This is a genomic window from Streptomyces thermoalcalitolerans, assembly GCF_039525155.1.
GTDB classification, from domain to species: domain Bacteria; phylum Actinomycetota; class Actinomycetes; order Streptomycetales; family Streptomycetaceae; genus Streptomyces; species Streptomyces thermovulgaris.
The window spans coordinates 54,101-69,619 of the sequence record NZ_BAAAHG010000009.1; the positions used below are offsets into that span (position 1 = coordinate 54,101).

Annotated in this window: 10 protein-coding genes; 4 read left to right on the plus strand and 6 right to left on the minus strand. The window is 71.3% G+C overall.

The features are described 5' to 3' along the window. Positions 1-4: 4 nt before the first annotated feature. Together ABD224_RS08080 and ABD224_RS08085 are read right to left on the minus strand one after the other, a co-directional pair. Entirely contained in the window at positions 5-1,975 is a 1,971-nt protein-coding gene (locus tag ABD224_RS08080) for an LpqB family beta-propeller domain-containing protein (RefSeq protein ID WP_344048421.1), read from the minus strand. Positions 1,976-2,289: 314 nt separating this feature from the next. Next, complete coding sequence (locus ABD224_RS08085) at positions 2,290-3,351, minus strand: LacI family DNA-binding transcriptional regulator (RefSeq protein WP_344048423.1); 1,062 nt, start codon at positions 3,349-3,351, stop codon at positions 2,290-2,292. A gap of 339 nt (positions 3,352-3,690) precedes the next feature. Between ABD224_RS08085 and ABD224_RS08090 the strand changes: the two genes are divergently transcribed. Genes ABD224_RS08090 through ABD224_RS08105 form a run of 4 tightly spaced genes read left to right on the plus strand, consistent with a single transcriptional unit; the run spans position 3,691 to position 8,582 of the window. Beyond that, positions 3,691-4,986 carry an ABC transporter substrate-binding protein gene (locus ABD224_RS08090; protein ID WP_344048425.1) on the plus strand — a complete coding sequence of 432 codons (1,296 nt, stop codon included), beginning with the start codon at positions 3,691-3,693 and terminating at the stop codon, positions 4,984-4,986. Between the two features lie 11 nt (positions 4,987-4,997). After that, the gene (locus ABD224_RS08095; protein WP_344048427.1) at positions 4,998-6,059 is read left to right on the plus strand and encodes a carbohydrate ABC transporter permease; all 1,062 of its coding nucleotides are present in this window, start codon (positions 4,998-5,000) and stop codon (positions 6,057-6,059) included. Beyond that, positions 6,056-6,889 carry a carbohydrate ABC transporter permease gene (locus tag ABD224_RS08100; RefSeq protein WP_344048429.1) on the plus strand — a complete coding sequence of 278 codons (834 nt, stop codon included), beginning with the start codon at positions 6,056-6,058 and terminating at the stop codon, positions 6,887-6,889. Before ABD224_RS08095 ends, ABD224_RS08100 begins: the two co-directional genes overlap by 4 nt. Before the next feature lie 52 nt (positions 6,890-6,941). After that, entirely contained in the window at positions 6,942-8,582 is a 1,641-nt protein-coding gene (locus ABD224_RS08105; RefSeq protein WP_344048431.1) for a glycoside hydrolase family 13 protein, read from the plus strand. Positions 8,583-8,782: 200 nt separating this feature from the next. Here the strand turns inward: ABD224_RS08105 and ABD224_RS08110 are convergent, their stop codons facing one another. The 4 genes from ABD224_RS08110 to ABD224_RS08125 form a co-directional block, all read right to left on the minus strand. Further along, positions 8,783-10,087 carry a M20/M25/M40 family metallo-hydrolase gene (locus ABD224_RS08110; protein ID WP_344048433.1) on the minus strand — a complete coding sequence of 435 codons (1,305 nt, stop codon included), beginning with the start codon at positions 10,085-10,087 and terminating at the stop codon, positions 8,783-8,785. After that, positions 10,080-10,913 carry a M55 family metallopeptidase gene (locus tag ABD224_RS08115; RefSeq protein WP_344048435.1) on the minus strand — a complete coding sequence of 278 codons (834 nt, stop codon included), beginning with the start codon at positions 10,911-10,913 and terminating at the stop codon, positions 10,080-10,082. The genes ABD224_RS08110 and ABD224_RS08115 overlap by 8 nt, the downstream gene beginning before the upstream one ends. 86 nt (positions 10,914-10,999) lie before the next feature. Then, positions 11,000-12,133, minus strand: coding sequence for a glycosyltransferase (locus ABD224_RS08120; RefSeq protein WP_344048437.1), 1,134 nt, complete (start codon positions 12,131-12,133; stop codon positions 11,000-11,002). Then, on the minus strand, positions 12,130-15,003 hold the full coding sequence (locus tag ABD224_RS08125; RefSeq protein WP_344048439.1) for a bifunctional glycosyltransferase/CDP-glycerol:glycerophosphate glycerophosphotransferase: 2,874 nt from the start codon (positions 15,001-15,003) through the stop codon (positions 12,130-12,132). The genes ABD224_RS08120 and ABD224_RS08125 overlap by 4 nt, the downstream gene beginning before the upstream one ends. Between the last annotated feature and the right edge of the window lie 516 nt (positions 15,004-15,519).

Consider the following 15,519-nt stretch of genomic DNA (forward strand, 5'->3'; position numbering starts at 1 on the left):
TCCGTCACGTGCCGAGCTCCAGGGTCGGGACGCCTGCCGGGCCCAGGCCGAACACCTGAGCGTACAGCGACAGCTCCGCCTCGAGCGCCCGCACCAGGGTGTCGGCCCGGCGGAACCCGTGCCCCTCGCCCTCGAAGGTGAGATACGCGTGCGGCACGCCCCGGCCCTGAAGCCGGGCCAGGAACCGCTCGCACTGCGCGGGCGGGCAGATCACGTCGTCCAGCCCCTGCAACAGCAGGAACGGCGCCGTGAGACGGTCGGCGCGCTCGACCGGCGAGCGTTCGGCGTACCGGTCGGGCACCTCGGCGAGCGGCCCGATCAGGGACTCCAGGTACCGCGACTCGAAGTCGTGGGTCTCCCCCGAGCCCCAGCCGGTCAGGTCCAGGACCGGGTAGAGGATCGTGCCGCAGGCGTACACATCGGTCGTGGTCAGGGACACCGCCGCCGTCCAGCCGCCCGCGCTGCCGCCCCGGATCGCGAGGCGCGCACGGTCGGCGATGCCCTCCTCGGCGAGGGCGAGTGCGACGGCCGCGCAGTCCTCGACGTCGACCACGCCCCACTGCCCGCGCAGCCGGTTGCGGTACTCCCGGCCGTATCCGGTGGAGCCGCCGTAGTCGACCTGGACGACGCCGATGCCCCGCGAGGTGAAGTAGGCGATCCCCAGGTCGAGCGTCGAAGAGGCCCGGCCGGTGGGCCCGCCGTGCGCCCCCACGATGTACGGCGGCAGCTCGCCGTCGGGTGCCGCGCACTCGGGGTGGTGCGGCGGGTAGAGGTGGGCGTGGATCTCACGGCCGTCCGGTCCCGTGAAGGTGCGGGTCTGCGGCTCGGGGTAGTAGGCGGGGTCCACCGGGTCGTCGTGGGCGGCGCCGATCACCCGGGTCCGGCCGGTCCTGGTGTCCAGCTCGACGATCTCGTGGGCGCTGCGCGGGCCGGCGGCGACCGTCACCACGTGCTCGCCCTGTGCCGCGAGCGTGGCGTCGAACTCGGTCCAGGGCCCGGCCGCGTCGGCGATCTCGCCGGTCTCCGGGTCGAGGATGCCGAGGGCGGTGGTGCCCCGGCCGTGCACGACCGCGATCAGCCCGTTGTCCAGGGGAGCGAACCAGCGCCGGCCCAGCGTCCACAGCGGTCCGCCGAACTCCTCCTCGCGGGGGCACAGCGGCGTGCCGTCACGGTAGAGGTTCCACCAGCCGCTGCGGTCGCTGACGTACAGCAGGGAGCCGTCGGCGGCCCAGTCCGCCTGGACGATCGACTCGTCGGGCCCGCCCGCCGCCGTCCGGGGCGCGCCGAGGGAGCCGTCCTCCCCCACCTCGGCCACCTTCAGCTCCGTGCCGTCCCACGGCATCCGCGGATGGTCCCAGGCCAGCCATGCCGCCCGCCGTCCGTCGGGCGAGAGCCGGGGGCCGGTCACGAACCGGTGCCGGTCGTCGGTGAGTTCCCGTACGGCGGCCCGGTCTCCGGCCGCCGAGCCGTCCAGCGGTACGGCGGCCAGGAGGCGCCGTACGTCGGTGGGTCCGTCGCCGGTGAACTCCTCCAGCACGCACCAGACCTCGCCGCGCTCCGGACGCAGCAGCGGGTCCGCCCAGCGCAGTCCGCCGCCCACCGCCGAGACGGGCGTGAGGGGGCGCGGCTCGCCGCCGGGCTCGTACCGGTACAGCCGCTGGTCGGCGAAGTTCACGAACACCACCAGCGGTGCGCCGTCCCACACCGTCCCGGTCCAGGGACGGCCGCCGTACTCGATGACGCGGCTGCGCACGTTCCACGGCGCCGGCAGCACCGTCTCCTCCACGCAGCCCGCCGGGGAGGACTCCTCGTGGCGGCGCCGCACCAGCGCCCGCCGTCCGCCCTCCTCGGGCCGCGGTTCGGTCCACCACACCTCGTCGCCGACGAAGCCCACGTACTCCGGTCTGCCGCCGTGCGCGGCGACCAGCGCCGCGTCGACGGGCGACGGCCACGATCCGTACGGCAGTGTCTGCACGCGCCTCCTCCTTCATCACTGGCTTCGCCCTGGCTTCGCCCCGACGAACGAGCCCGATGCCCGTGTCCGCCACGACCTTAGTGAAGAGCGCCCGCCAGTGAGGAACGCCCGCCGGATCATGCGCGACCGCCGGCCCGGACGTCCTTTGGGCCGGTGCCGTGAAGAAGGCCGGCGCGGCCGGTGCCCGAGGGCGGCGGAACGGAGCGTGAGCGAGGCCGCGCCGGGACGGCTCTCGGCGGCCGCCGTTCCCGGCCGCCCGCCCCTCTCCTTCTCTACTCGGCCTTCCCTCTCGGCCTTCCCTCTCGGCCGTCCCCCTACGGCGATCCGGCTTGCTCCTGCCCGCGGTTCTGGGTCTGGAGCAGCGGAGCCGTGGTGGCGCGGGGTATGACGTGGCTGGGCAGGACGATGTGCTGGGCGCGGTCCGCGTCCTCGTCGTTGATGAGCTTCAGGGCCAGTTCGCCGGCCGTACGGCCGATGTCCGAGGGCGACTGGGCCACGGTGGACAGGTCGAACAGGTCGGCGACCGGGTGATCGTCGAAGCCGAGGACGGACATCTGCTCGGGGACACCGATCTGGGCCGCGCGCAGGGCGCGGATGGCGGCGACGGCCGCCTCGTCGTGCTCGGCGAAGACGGCGGTGGGCGGCTCGCGCAGGCTGAGCAGTTGTCCCAGTGCCCTGGCGGTGCCGTGCTTGTCGGGGAAGGGGGTGGTGACGACCAGGTCCTCGTCGAGGGGGATGCCCGCCTCGGTGAGCGCCTGCTGGTAGCCGAGCAGCCGTTCGCTGGAACTGAAGGAGAAGCCGCTGGTGCCCACGGCCTGGAGGAAGGCGATCCTGCGGTGGCCGAGGTTGAGCAGGTGCCGTGTGCCGTTGAGGGCGCCGGCCACGTCGTCCACGTACACGCTGGGACGCCCGTCGACGTGCTGGCTGACGTAGATGACCGGCATGCCCAGGTCGTCGAGCCGGTCGGTCTCCTCCTTGGTGAGGTCGAAGGAGAACACCAGCAGCGCGTCGGCGTTCCGGCGGGCCGGGAGGCGCTTGAAGAAGGAGGCGCGCTCGGTCATGTCGGGAACCACGTAGAGGTTCAGTTCCAGGTCCGCGGCGCGCAGCATGGGGCCCAGGGCGGAGAGGGCGGAGCCCATGAACCAGGAGTTGAGCGTGTAGACGAGCACCGCCACGGTCCCCGTCTTCCCCGTGACCAGACTCGAGGCCCGCCGCGATATCGCGAAGTCCAGTTCCCTGGCGGCTTGTTCGACGCGGGCACGGATTTCGGGAGAGACCGTGGACAGGCCGCGCAGGGTGCGCGAAACCGTGGACGTGGAGACCCCGGCCCGTTCGGCGACGTCAGCCATCGTGGGGTGTCGCTGAGCTGGTGGCATGGCCGGGACGATAGCAGAGAAACCGGCCATCGCACCCCCTCTTGAAAACGCTGTCACACAGATCAATGCCCTGTATGCCCCAATATAGCGGCAATAATTCCCCACTTCCCCTCTGAATTACCGGCGCGTAACGCATTGACGCCTGACATCGACCCCCCTAGCGTGCAAGCGTTGTCCCAACCAGGGCGAGGCCACCCTCATGGCTGCGCGCACAAGCTGCTGAACTGGGTTCTTGATCTGAGACAGCGCAATCTTGGGTGGCCCGGACTCATCCGGAGCCGCAGCGACCTTCCCCCCTCGGAACCCGCGACGCTTCGGTCCCGACCATCAGGAGAAACAGTGAAGACCAGGGTCACCAGAGCGTTCCCGTACGCGGCCGCGCTCGCCGCGGCCGGCCTCGTCCTCACGGCGTGCGGCTCCTCCGGCGACAGCGGCTCGGGGCAGGCCGGGCCGGCGTCGTTCGAGGGCCGCGGCCCCATCACGTATGTGGCGCCCAAGGACACCACCGGGACCGTCCAGCCGGTGCTCGACCGCTGGAACAAGCTCCACCCCAAGGAGAAGGTGACCTTCATTCAGCTGCCGACCGACGCGGACTCCCAGCGGCAGCAGATGATCCAGAACGCGGAAACGAAGTCCGACGCCTACACGGTGCTGTCCCTCGACGTCGTGTGGACGTCGGAGTTCGCCGCCCACCGGTGGATCGACCGGCTGCCGGAGAAGGAGTTCCCGCTGCAGAGGATGCTGAAGCCGGTGGTGGAGACGGCGAAGTACCGCGACGGCCTGTACGCGGTCCCGTCCAGTTCGGACGGCGGCATGCTGTACTACCGCGCCGATCTGCTGAAGAAGGCCGGCGTGGCGGGCCCGCCGAAGACCTGGGCGGAGCTGAAGGAGGCCTGCGCCAAGGTGAGGAAGCTGCCCGAGGGCAAGGGCATGTCCTGCTACGCCGGGCAGTTCCAGAAGTACGAGGGCCTCACGGTGAACTTCGCCGAGGCCGTGAACTCCGCGGGCGGTGTGATCACCGACGCGAACGGTGTTCCCGACGTCGACACCCCCGCCGCCAGGAAGGGCCTGGACTTCCTCACCGGTTCCTTCCAGGACGGGACGATCGCCAAGGAGGCCATCACCTACCAGGAGGAGGAGAGCCGTCAGGCGTTCCAGTCCGGCAAGCTGATCTTCCTGCGGAACTGGCCGTATGTGTACTCCCTGGCACAGAAGAGCAAGGTGGCCGGAAAGTTCGAGGTCGCCCCGCTGCCCGGTCTGAACGGGCCCGGTGCCTCCAGCCTGGGAGGCCACAACCTCGCCCTGTCGTCCTTCGCCAAGAACAAGGCCACGGCGCTGGACTTCATGAAGTTCTTCACCAGTGAGCAGAACGCGAAGTACTTCCTGCAGGACGCCTCGCTCGCCCCGCCGTACGCGCGCCTGTACGACGACCCGGCGCTGGTGAAGCAGTACCCGTACCTGCCCGTGCTGAAGCAGTCCGTCCTGCGGGCCGTGCCGCGCCCGCGCGTCGTGCAGTACGGCGACGTGACCTCGGTGATCCAGCGGGAGGCGTACGCCGCCCTGAACGGCGGCAAGAGCAGCGCTCAGGCGCTGACGGACCTGCAGAAGGACCTGCAGAAGGCCATGGGGCGGTGAGGGACACGACCATGGCCGACATCAGGACACCGGCCCGGGCCACTGTGCGCCCGCCCGGCGGCACGGCCGGCCGCCGGGCGGGGCGGTCCCCGGCACCGGCGGGCCGCCGCGCCAAGGCGGCCCGCGCCACCGCCGGCACCGGGCGCATGGCGGCACTCCTGGTCTCTCCGACGCTGCTGGTACTGACGGTCGTCGTGCTCTATCCGACGATCATGGCGCTGACGGAATCGCTGTACGGGCCCAAGGGCCTGGATCCCCGCACCGGTTTCGTCCGCACCACCGAGCCGTTCGTGGGACTCCAGAACTACGCCGACATCTTCGGCGAGGCCGGCGGCAGGTTCTGGAACGCCTTCTGGAACACCACCTTCCTCACCGTCGTCACCGTCACGCTGGAGACGGTGATCGGCGTGGCGATGGCACTGATCATGCACAGGGCGCTCAAGGGGCGGGCGCTGGTGCGGGCCTCCATCCTGATCCCCTGGGCGGTCCCCACCGCGATCTCCGGTCTGCTGTGGCGGTGGATCTTCAACAGCAACGGCATCGCCAACGAGCTCATCGGCCGCCAGGTCCTGTGGACCTCGGAGGGCTTCCAGGCCAAGGTCGCGGTCATCATCGCCGAGGTGTGGAAGACCGCCCCGTTCATCGGACTGCTGGTCCTGGCCGGCCTCCAGGTGATCAGCAAGGAGGTGTACGAGGCCGCCCGGCTCGACGGCGCCGGCCCGCTGCGCCAGTTCCGGCACATCACCCTGCCCCTGGTGAAGCCCGCGCTGCTGGTGGCGGTCCTCTTCCGCTGCCTGGACGCCCTGCGCATGTTCGACCTGCCGTACATCCTCATCGGCGCGCAGAAGAACTCGGTGGAGACCCTGTCCATGCTGGCGCAGCACGAGGCGTCCAACGTCCGCTTCGGACCCGCGTCCGCCTACGCGATGCTCCTCTTCGTCTACGTCTTCCTGATCGCCCTGGCCTTCGTCCGGCTGCTCGGCACCGATCTCGTCGGCGACGGCGAGGGCGGGGGCAGGCGCGGCAGGCGACGCGGGATCGTCCTCTTCCGCCGTGCGGAGGTGACGGCATGACCGGCACAGCGAAGTGGCGCCACTGGCTGCTGTACGCGGGGGTCGCCGCGGTGGTGGCCTACTGCCTGGCCCCGTTCTACTGGATGGTGGTCTCCAGTCTGCGGCCCACCACCGACCTCTTCGACACCTCGCTCGTGCCGCCCCGGGTGTCGTTCGCCAACTACCAGGCGGTGTTCGACCCCTCCCAGGGATTCTCGCGCGCGCTGCTCAACAGCCTGGTCGTGGCGGGCGTCACCACCGCGCTGGCCCTGCTGCTGGCCACCCTCACCGCCTATGCGATGGCCCGCCTGGAGTTCCGCTTCAAGCGGCTGATCCTCACGCTGATCATCGCCACCTCGATGTTCCCCGTCGTGTCGATCGTGGTCCCGCTGCTGAAGCTGTTCACCGACATCGGCTGGATCAACACCTACCAGGCCATGATCGTGCCCAGCATGTCCTTCGCGCTGCCCCTGGCGGTGTGGAACCTGACGACGTTCTTCCGGCAGCTGCCGGAGGAACTGGAGCACGCCGCCATGGTCGACGGCTGCACCCGCGGCCAGGCGTTCCGGAAGGTCATCATCCCCCTCGCGGCACCGGGCATCTTCACCACCGCGATCATCACCTTCATCGCCGCCTGGAACGAATTCCTCATCGCCCTGTCCATGACCAACAAGCCCGCCATGCAGACCGCCCCGGTCGCCATCTCCAAGTTCACCGGCACCACGACCTACGAGGCTCCCTTCGGCAGCCAGATGGCGGCGGGCGTTCTTGTCACCGTGCCCCTGGTGATCATGGTGCTGCTCTTCCAGCGCCGTATCGTCGCCGGACTCACCGCGGGCGCCGCCAAGTGAACCGGGGCGGCTCCGCCGCCCCTCCCCTCCCTGAAAGGAACACAGCATCAGCATGTCCGGTACCGCACCGTGGTGGCGCAGCGCCGTCATCTACCAGGTCTACATCCGCAGTTTCGCCGACGGGAACGGTGACGGCGTCGGCGACATCGCCGGCCTCCGCTCCCGTCTGCCCTACCTCAAGGAGCTCGGCGTCGACGCCGTCTGGATCAACCCCTGGTACAAGTCGCCCATGGCGGACCACGGTTACGACGTGGCGGACTACCGGGACATCGACCCGCTGTTCGGCACCCTGGAGGAGGCCGAGCAGCTGATCGAGGAAGCCCACCGCCACGGCCTGCGCGTCATCCCCGACATCGTGCCCAACCACACCTCGGACCAGCACCCCTGGTTCCAGGCGGCGGTGGAGGCGGGACCGGGCAGCCTGGAGCGGGAGCGCTACATCTTCCGGCCCGGCCGCGGAAGCGACGGCAGCGAACCGCCCAACGACTGGGTCTCCTGCTTCGGCGGGCCGGCCTGGACCCGGCTGCCCGACGGCGAGTGGTACCTGCACCTGTTCGCGCCGGAGCAGCCCGACCTCAACTGGCAGCACCCGGACGTGCACGCGGAGTTCGAGTCGATCCTGCGGTTCTGGTTCTCCCGGGGCGTGGACGGCTTCCGCATCGATGTGGCGCACGGCCTCGTCAAGCACCCGGAACTGCCCGACCTGCCCCCGGTCCAGGGCCCGCGGGACGGGGAGGCCGGGCAGCGCACACCGCACCCGCACTGGGACCGTGACGAGGTCCACGACATCTACCGCGCCTGGCGCAAGGTGGCCGACGAATTCCCCGGCAACCGGTCCTTCGTCGCCGAGGCGTGGGCGGACACCCCGGAGCGGCTGGCCGCCTACGTCCGCGCGGGCGGCCTGCACACCGCGTTCAACTTCAATTTCCTCATGACCGGCTGGGACGCCAAGGACCTCCGGTCGGTCATCGACGACTCCCTCGCCATGCTCGGCGCGGTGGGGGCGCCGGCCACCTGGGTGCTCTCCAACCACGACGTCATGCGCCACCTCAGCCGCTACGGACGCAGGAACGTCAAGGGGTGGGCGCCCAGCGAGCGCTACGAACCGGAGGGCCCGGCCGACCTGGAACTGGGCACCCGGCGCGCCCGCGCGGCCGCCCTGCTGATGTTCGCCCTGCCCGGCGGCGCCTACATCTACCAGGGCGAGGAACTGGGCCTCCCGGAGGTCGAGGACCTGCCCGAGGCCGTGCTCCAGGACCCCATCTGGGAGCGCTCCGGACACACCGACCGCGGCCGTGACGGCTGCCGGGTGCCGATCCCCTGGTCCGGCCGGTCCGCGCCGTACGGCTTCAGCCCCGAGGGCGCCACCGCCGCCCCCTGGCTTCCTCAGCCGGCCGACTGGGGAAGACTCAGCGTGGAGGCGCAGACCGGCGACGAGACCTCCATGCTGGAGCTCTACCGCACCGCCCTGCGCCTGCGCCGCGAGCACCCCGCACTCGGCGACGGCACGCTGACCTGGCTGGACGCCCCGGACGGCGTGCTGTGCTTCCGCCGGGACCCCGGCTTCGTCTGCGTGCTCAACCTCTCCGCCGAGCCCTGCCCGCTGCCGCCGCACTCCGCGGTCCTCCTGGCCAGCGGCCCCCTCGAGAACGACATGCTCGCCCCGGACCAGGCGGCCTGGCTCGCGGCGTAGCCGCACGTCGCGGACCCGAAACCGGCCCCGGCCGACGACCGGACGCACCACGCCGTCCGAGCCGGCCGGGGCCGCGCCGCGTGCCGCGGCCGGATGCATGCGGGGAAGCGGCGGCGCCCACGGCGGTGCACGATACGGTCACCGCCATGGGCGCCGGCCGTCCGGGCAGCTCCGTCCGGCCGTGCCCCGAGCGGGTGTCCCTAGGCAGTCCGCAGGAACCGGTCCAGGACGCGGACGCCGAAGTGCAGCGCCTCGACGGGGACGCGCTCGTCGACTCCGTGGAACAGATGGTGGTAGTCGAAGCCCTCGGGCAGTTTCAGCGGCGAGAACCCGTAGCCGGTGATGCCGAGCCGCGAGAACTGCTTGGCGTCGGTGCCGCCCGCCATGCAGTACGGGATCACGTGCCCCTCGGGCGCGAACTCCTTCAGGGCGGCCCGCATCGCCGCGAACACCGGTGCGTCGACCGGCGACTGGAGCGCCACCTCGTGGTGCTCGAACTCCCAGTCCACGTCCGGGCCGGTCAGCTCGTCGAGGGTGGTGCGGAACTCCTCCTCGCCGCCGGGCAGACAGCGTCCGTCGACATGGGCGACGGCCTGCCCCGGGATCACATTGATCTTGTAGCCGGCCTCGAACATGGTGGGGTTGGCGCTGTTGCGCAGCGTCGCCTCGACCAGCCGGGCCGCCGGGCCGAGCTTGTCCAGCAGCGCGTCGACGTCCTGCAGGTCCGTCTCGATGCCGTGGAGGGCGGCGAGTTCGGTGAGGGCCGCGCGCACGGTGGGGGTGAGCCGCACCGGCCACTCGTGGGAGCCGATCCGGGCGACGGCGGCGGCGAGCCGGGTCACCGCGTTCTCCCGGTTGACCCGGGAGCCGTGGCCCGCCCGTCCGCGCGCGGACAGCCGCAGCCAGGCGGTGCCACGCTCACCGGCGGCGACGGGGTAGATCTGGTGGCCGGCCCCGTCGTGGAAGGTGAACGCCCCGGACTCGCCGATGCCCTCGGTGCAGCCCTCGAACAGCTCGGCGTGCCGGTCGGCGAGAAAGCCGGCCCCGTCCTCGGCGCTGTCCTCCTCGTCGGCGGTGAAGGCGATCACCACATCGCGCCGGGGCCGTACGCCCTGCCGGGCCCAGGAGCGGACCACGGCGAGGATCATCGCGTCCATGTTCTTCATGTCGACCGCGCCCCGGCCCCAGACGACCCCGTCGCGCACCTCGCCGGAGAACGGGTGCACGCTCCAGTCCTCCGCGCGCGCCGGCACCACGTCCAGGTGACCGTGCACGAGCAGTGCGGGGGCCGACGGGTCGGTGCCCTCCACCCGGGCGACGACATTGGTCCGCCCGGGGGTGCGCTCCAGCAGCAGCGGCTCCAGACCGGCCCCGGCCAGCCGCTCGGCGGCGTACTCGGCGGCCGGGCGCTCCCGGCAGTCCCCGCCGCCCCGGTTGGTGGTGTCGATGCGGATCAGGCCGGACGTGAAGTCGACGACCTCGTCCAGTGCCTGCGCGTCAGCCATACGCTTCCTCCACTGCGGCCGAGGCGATCGTGGTGATCGCCTTGAAGGCGCGGATCGACTCGTACATGGTGGTGCCGGTGTACGCCACCTTGCGCTCCCCGATCCGGCTCACTCCGGGCACGACGGTGACGGCCATGGCGAGGTGTTCGGCGTCGAACTCCACGGCGATGGTGAACGGGCCGTCGCTACGGGGTTCGTGACGCACCGCCAGGGCGGCCGCCTTCTTGGCGGCGGCCCGGATCTCGGCGGCGGTGCGGGCGGGCGGGCGGCAGACGGCCGCGTACCGGGACACATGGTCCTTGACGGCCACCTTCAGTGCCTCGGGCGCATAGCCGAGCGCGTCCTCGCAGGCCACGTCGTCCCCGGTGAACAGCACCACCGGCACCCCGTACTCGGCGGCCACCCGTGCGTTGAGCAACCCCTCGCTCGCCCGTACGTCGTTCAGCCACACCCCGGTGATCTGGTTGGCGAGGTAGGTGTGGGCGAGGACCCCCTCCATGCCGGCGCCCGCGTGGTAGCCGACGAAGGCGAGCCCGTCCACGTCGCCGTGCTGCACGCCCTCCACCATGGACAGCGCCTTGTGCCGCCCGGTGAGCAGCTGCGCCCGCTCGTCCAGCCGCTCCAGCAGCAGGTTGCGCATGGTCCAGTGGGCCTCGTTGATGAGCACCTCGTCGGCGCCCCCGTCGAAGAAACCCTGCACGGCGGCGTTCACGTCCGAGGTGAACATCACCCGGCAGCGCTCCCACTGCGGCGTCCCCGGCAGCACGTCGGCGGGCCAGGTGACGCCGGTGGCGCCCTCCATGTCGGCGCTGATGAGGATCTTCATGCCGTGTCACGTTACGCGTCGCCGGCTCCGGCCGGCCACGACCCGCCCGGAGCCGGCGGTGTCCCTGCCCCGTACGGCCGGGGCTCTCAGCGCTCCAGGAAGTCGAAGAGGTCTTCCCACCGCCGGGTGATGACGTCGGGGTCGAAGCGGCGGACGCTGCGCTGGGCCTGCTCGCCCATGGTGTCGCGCAGGCGTTCGTCGGACATCAGACGGACGAGGTGGCGGGCGAGTTCGGAGGTGTTGCCGGGGCGGGCCAGCAGGCCGTCCTCCTCATGGGTGATGATCTCGCGGATGCCGGGCGCGCAGTCGAACGCCACGCAGGGCACACCGGTCGCCATGGCCTCCAGCAGGACCAGCGGGAAGCCCTCGCCGCGGGAGGACAGGACGAAGACGGAGGAGGCGCGCAGTGCTCCGGGCACGTCGTCGGTCTGCCCGGCGAAGTCCACGGAGTCCTCCAGGCCCAGGTCGGCGCACTGCTGCCGGAGCTGTTCCTCGGCCTCTCCCGTGCCGTGGATGCGCAGGGTCCAGCCGGGCTGCCGCGGCGCGGCCTCGGCCCAGGCGTCCAGGAGCAGGTCGACGCCCTTCTCGTGGGAGAGCCGGCCGATGCTCACGACGACCTTCTCGGTGCGCGGCGACGGGGTGCCGGGCGTGAGGGGCAGCGGGTTGGGCATGAAGCCGACGTTGTTCATGCCCTCGGTCGCCCAGCGGTCGGCGTCCTCCTGGGTGAGGGCCAGCAGCCGGTCGACGTCCTTGTAGTACTTCTTCACGCGCGCGAAGCGGGACGACTTGCGGGCCGTGTCGAAGGACTCGTGGGTCATGCCGATGACGGTGTGCCCGGCGGTGTCCGCGAGGGCCACCCACTCCATGGCCCACACCTGGGTAACGATGATCACCGCGCCGGGCCGGGCGGCCCGGAACAGCGCCGAGAGCCGGCTCGCGGCACTCCGCATGTGCGCCTCGTGGCGGCGCACGGCCGGGTCGAGGGAGCCGAGCAGACGGCGCGGCCTGGGGCGGCCCGGCGGACGGCGGGCGTACAGCGTGACGGTCCGGAACGGCGGCCGGTCACCGAGGTCCATCGGGTGGTGGGGCGGGGCGATGCCGACGACGGTGACCCGGTGGCCGCGCCCGGCCAGCAGCCCGGCCATCTGGATCTGCCAGCGTCCCACTCCGCCGAGCTCGTTGACCTCGTTGCCCACGAGGAAGATGTCGCGCTGGGTCATCGGGCCTCTCCCGCGGTGCCGAAGAAACGGTCCACGATCTGCGCCGCGGCGTCCCCGCGGTCGTACTCGCCGTACTTGTCCACGAACTCCTTCAGCCGCGCCTCGTACGTCGTCCGTACGGTGTTCAGGTCCTCGATCGCGGCGAACAGCTCCTCCTCGGTGCGCGGGACGGGGCCCGGGGCCTCGGCGAGGAGGTCGAAGTAGGTGCCGCGGGTGTCCTCGGCGTACTCCTCCCAGTCGTAGGCGTAGAACACGATGGGGCGCTGGAGCAGGGCGTAGTCGAACATCACCGAGGAGTAGTCGGTGATCAGGCAGTCGGCGAGCAGCAGCAGCGGGGTGATGTCGGGTTCGGCGGTGACGTCGATCACGCGCCCCGCCACCGACGGCGGCAGGGTGACCCGGTTCAGGTAGTGCGCCCGGACGAGCAGGGTGTGGTCGTCGCCGAAGCGGGCGGCGAAGGCGTCGAGGTCGAAGGGGAAGGAGAAGTCCCGTACGCGGCCGTCGGGGTGGGCGCGGAACGTGGGCGCGTACAGCAGGACGCGCCGGCCGGGGTCGAGGCCGAGCCGCTCGGCCGTCCGCCGCGCCTCGGGCGGCAGCGGTGCGCCCTCCCGGACCCGTACCAGGGCGTCGTTGCGCGGGTAGCCGGTGCGCAGCAGCTTCTCCTCGGGGATGCGGTACGCGCGTGCGAGGGTGCGCACATCGTGCTCACTGCGGACCACGAAGTGGTCGAAGCGGTCCAGGGCCTGCTGGTAGAAGCTCTGCTCCTGCGCGGAGAGCATCCGCCGGGAGGGCTCGTCGAAGCCCATCCGCTTCAGCGCCGAGCCGTGCCAGGTCTGGATGTACGTCGTCTCGGGGCGCTTGGCCAGCCGCAGCGGGTAGCCCTGGTTGTCGATCCAGAACTCGGCCTGGGCGAGCGCCTTGAGGTAGCGCCAGGACCAGCGGCGTACCAGTTCCACGTCCTGGGGGAAGCCCTCGGGACGCTCACCGGCGTACGACCAGATGGGGGTGATCGGCGCCTTGCGGCGGCGCAGCTCCTCGAAGATGGCGCGCGGGCTGTCGCTGTACTGCTTGCCGAGGTGGCTCTCGAAGACGACCGTCCCCTTGCGGATGGGCAGTTTGCACAGCACGCGGTCGTAGACCTGGAGCTTGCGGGTGCCGGAGTTCAGGTCCCGGCGCACGGCCCGCAGGGTGCGGTAGGCGCCCTTGGCGGCCCGCACGGGGCGGCTGTGCAGGCGGCGTTCCACGGCGGCGCGGCCGGCGCGGGCGGCCCGGCCGTGCTGGGTGAGACGGAAGGCCAGGTGGCCCTTGGCGGACACCTGGGCCTCGATCCGGTCGGCCAGGAGCCGCGTCAGACGCGGCCGTACGGGCACGGGCCCGGCGTGTTCCAGGTCGACCGTGCCGACGGTGAGCCGGCTGGTGGTGCGCTTGCCGTCCGCGGTGAGGTGCAGCCGGACGTCCCAGACGTCGTCGACGATGCCGAGCGGCCTCAGCCGCCGGGCCAGCGGGACCCTGGCCCGCCAGGCGATCGTGTCGCCCTGGTGGCGCGGGGCGGGCACCGGGAAGCGGAAGGTCTGCAGGCTGCGGCGGCGGGCGCGGAACTCCAGCTCGGCGCTGAGGTGCGCGTCGGCGGCGATGACGCCCAGCGGGTTGACGAGCTCGCCGGCCAGGACCACGTCGCCGCCGTGCACCGTGTACTCGGTGAGCCTGTTGCGCAGGGCCATCTGGTTCAGCGGCCGGGTGTGGTAGCCGAACGCGGTGACGTCCAGGACGGTGCGCATCTCGGGGTCGTCGAGATGGCGGTCGGTCCAGTAGATCCGGCCGTCCCGCTCGGCCAGCGGCGTGGAGATCTTGTGCCGGTTGAGGAGCGTGTCGATGGCGGGCATCAGACCGTCCCAGTCCTCGCGCAGCAGCAGCCGGGCGCAGATGGCGTGGATGCGGTCGAGCTCGGCGTAGGCCTCCTCGGGGAAGTCCTGGATGTAGCCGCGGGCCAGCTCGGCGAAGCGGTGACGGTAGTCGTCGTCGAGGAAGGGCAGCTCCCGCAGGTACAGCACGAGGTCGTGCTTGAGGAACTTGATGTCCTTGCACAGCTTCAGCCGGTCCTGGCCCTGGCGGGCCAGGATGGCGTCGATACGGCGGTGGATCTCGACCCGGTCGGCGAAGTTGCGGATCTCGCCGCGCCGGTTGCTGATCGACTTGACGGCGGTCTTCTCGACGACGTTCCAGTGGTAGACCGTGTTGGGGATCAGGGTGATCCGCCGGGCGGCCAGGTAGGCCTGCGCGGAGAAGAGCAGGTCCTCGTAGTGGATGCCGCGGGGGAAGGTGAGCCCGTTGTCGAGGAGGAACTCCCGCCGGTAGCACTTGTTGGTCGACAGGGTGTCGAAGACCAGCAGGTCCGGCAGGTCGGCGGCGGAGTCCAGGGTGCGGGTGCGCCGGTAGAGCCAGGGGTACCAGGGGGTGCGTTTGCCGTGCCGGCTGTCGAGGTGGACCCGGACGCACAGACCGGAGACGAGGTCGGCGCCGGTGCGGTCGGCGGCCTCGACCATGTTGCGGCACGCGTTGCGTTCCAGGGTGTCGTCGCTGTCCAGGAACATCACGTACCGGCCGCGGGCCACCTTGACGCCCTGGTTGCGGGGCTCACCGCAGCCGCCGCTGTTCTCGGGGAGCCGGATCGCGCGGACCCGGCCGGGGTGGGCCTCGGCGAGTTTCCGCGCGACCTGGTAGGAGCCGTCCGTCGAGCAGTCGTCGGCGATGATCAATTCGACATTGCGAAGCGTTTGCTCGAGAACGGAACCCACAGCCGTCGGAAGCCGCTCTTCGTCGTTGTAGACGATGACGACGACGCTGACGTCCGGTTCGGGCTCGACGGTCACACGGCCACCTCTCGTCTCTGTACAGGGGAGTGCGGTGGAGTGAACTCAACCCTACAGCTTGTAGGGATCGGCAAAGTCCCCCACCCTCCTCCCAAACTACGCCAATGCGACAATACGCCGCCCTGCTGACACGCAGGGCAGCCAAGGGCCGAAGCTCACCGGGCGTGCCCGGCCGCAACCCGCTTCGGCGGCAGCACGATCCGGGCTCCATTGGGGTGAACTCGCTGATGATGAGGGGGACTTCACCCACGGCGAGAACGGTGGACCGGTTGCGCGCAGCCGGTTGCGCACCGCGCCGCCGACGACGTCCCCCGACCTGGAGGATGCGCTCGGGCCGGGCAACGGTTCCGGGATCGTCGTCACATCCCCGGTTCCGCCCCCACCGGCGGCTGCCCGTGGCGGACCCGCCCGGCCCGCCCCGGAACCGGGCGGGCCGGGCCTTCATGCTCCGCCCGGCCCGCGGTCTCGTCGTGCGTCCTGGCCCTGCCGGGCACTGCCGGACACCCTGCGACACGG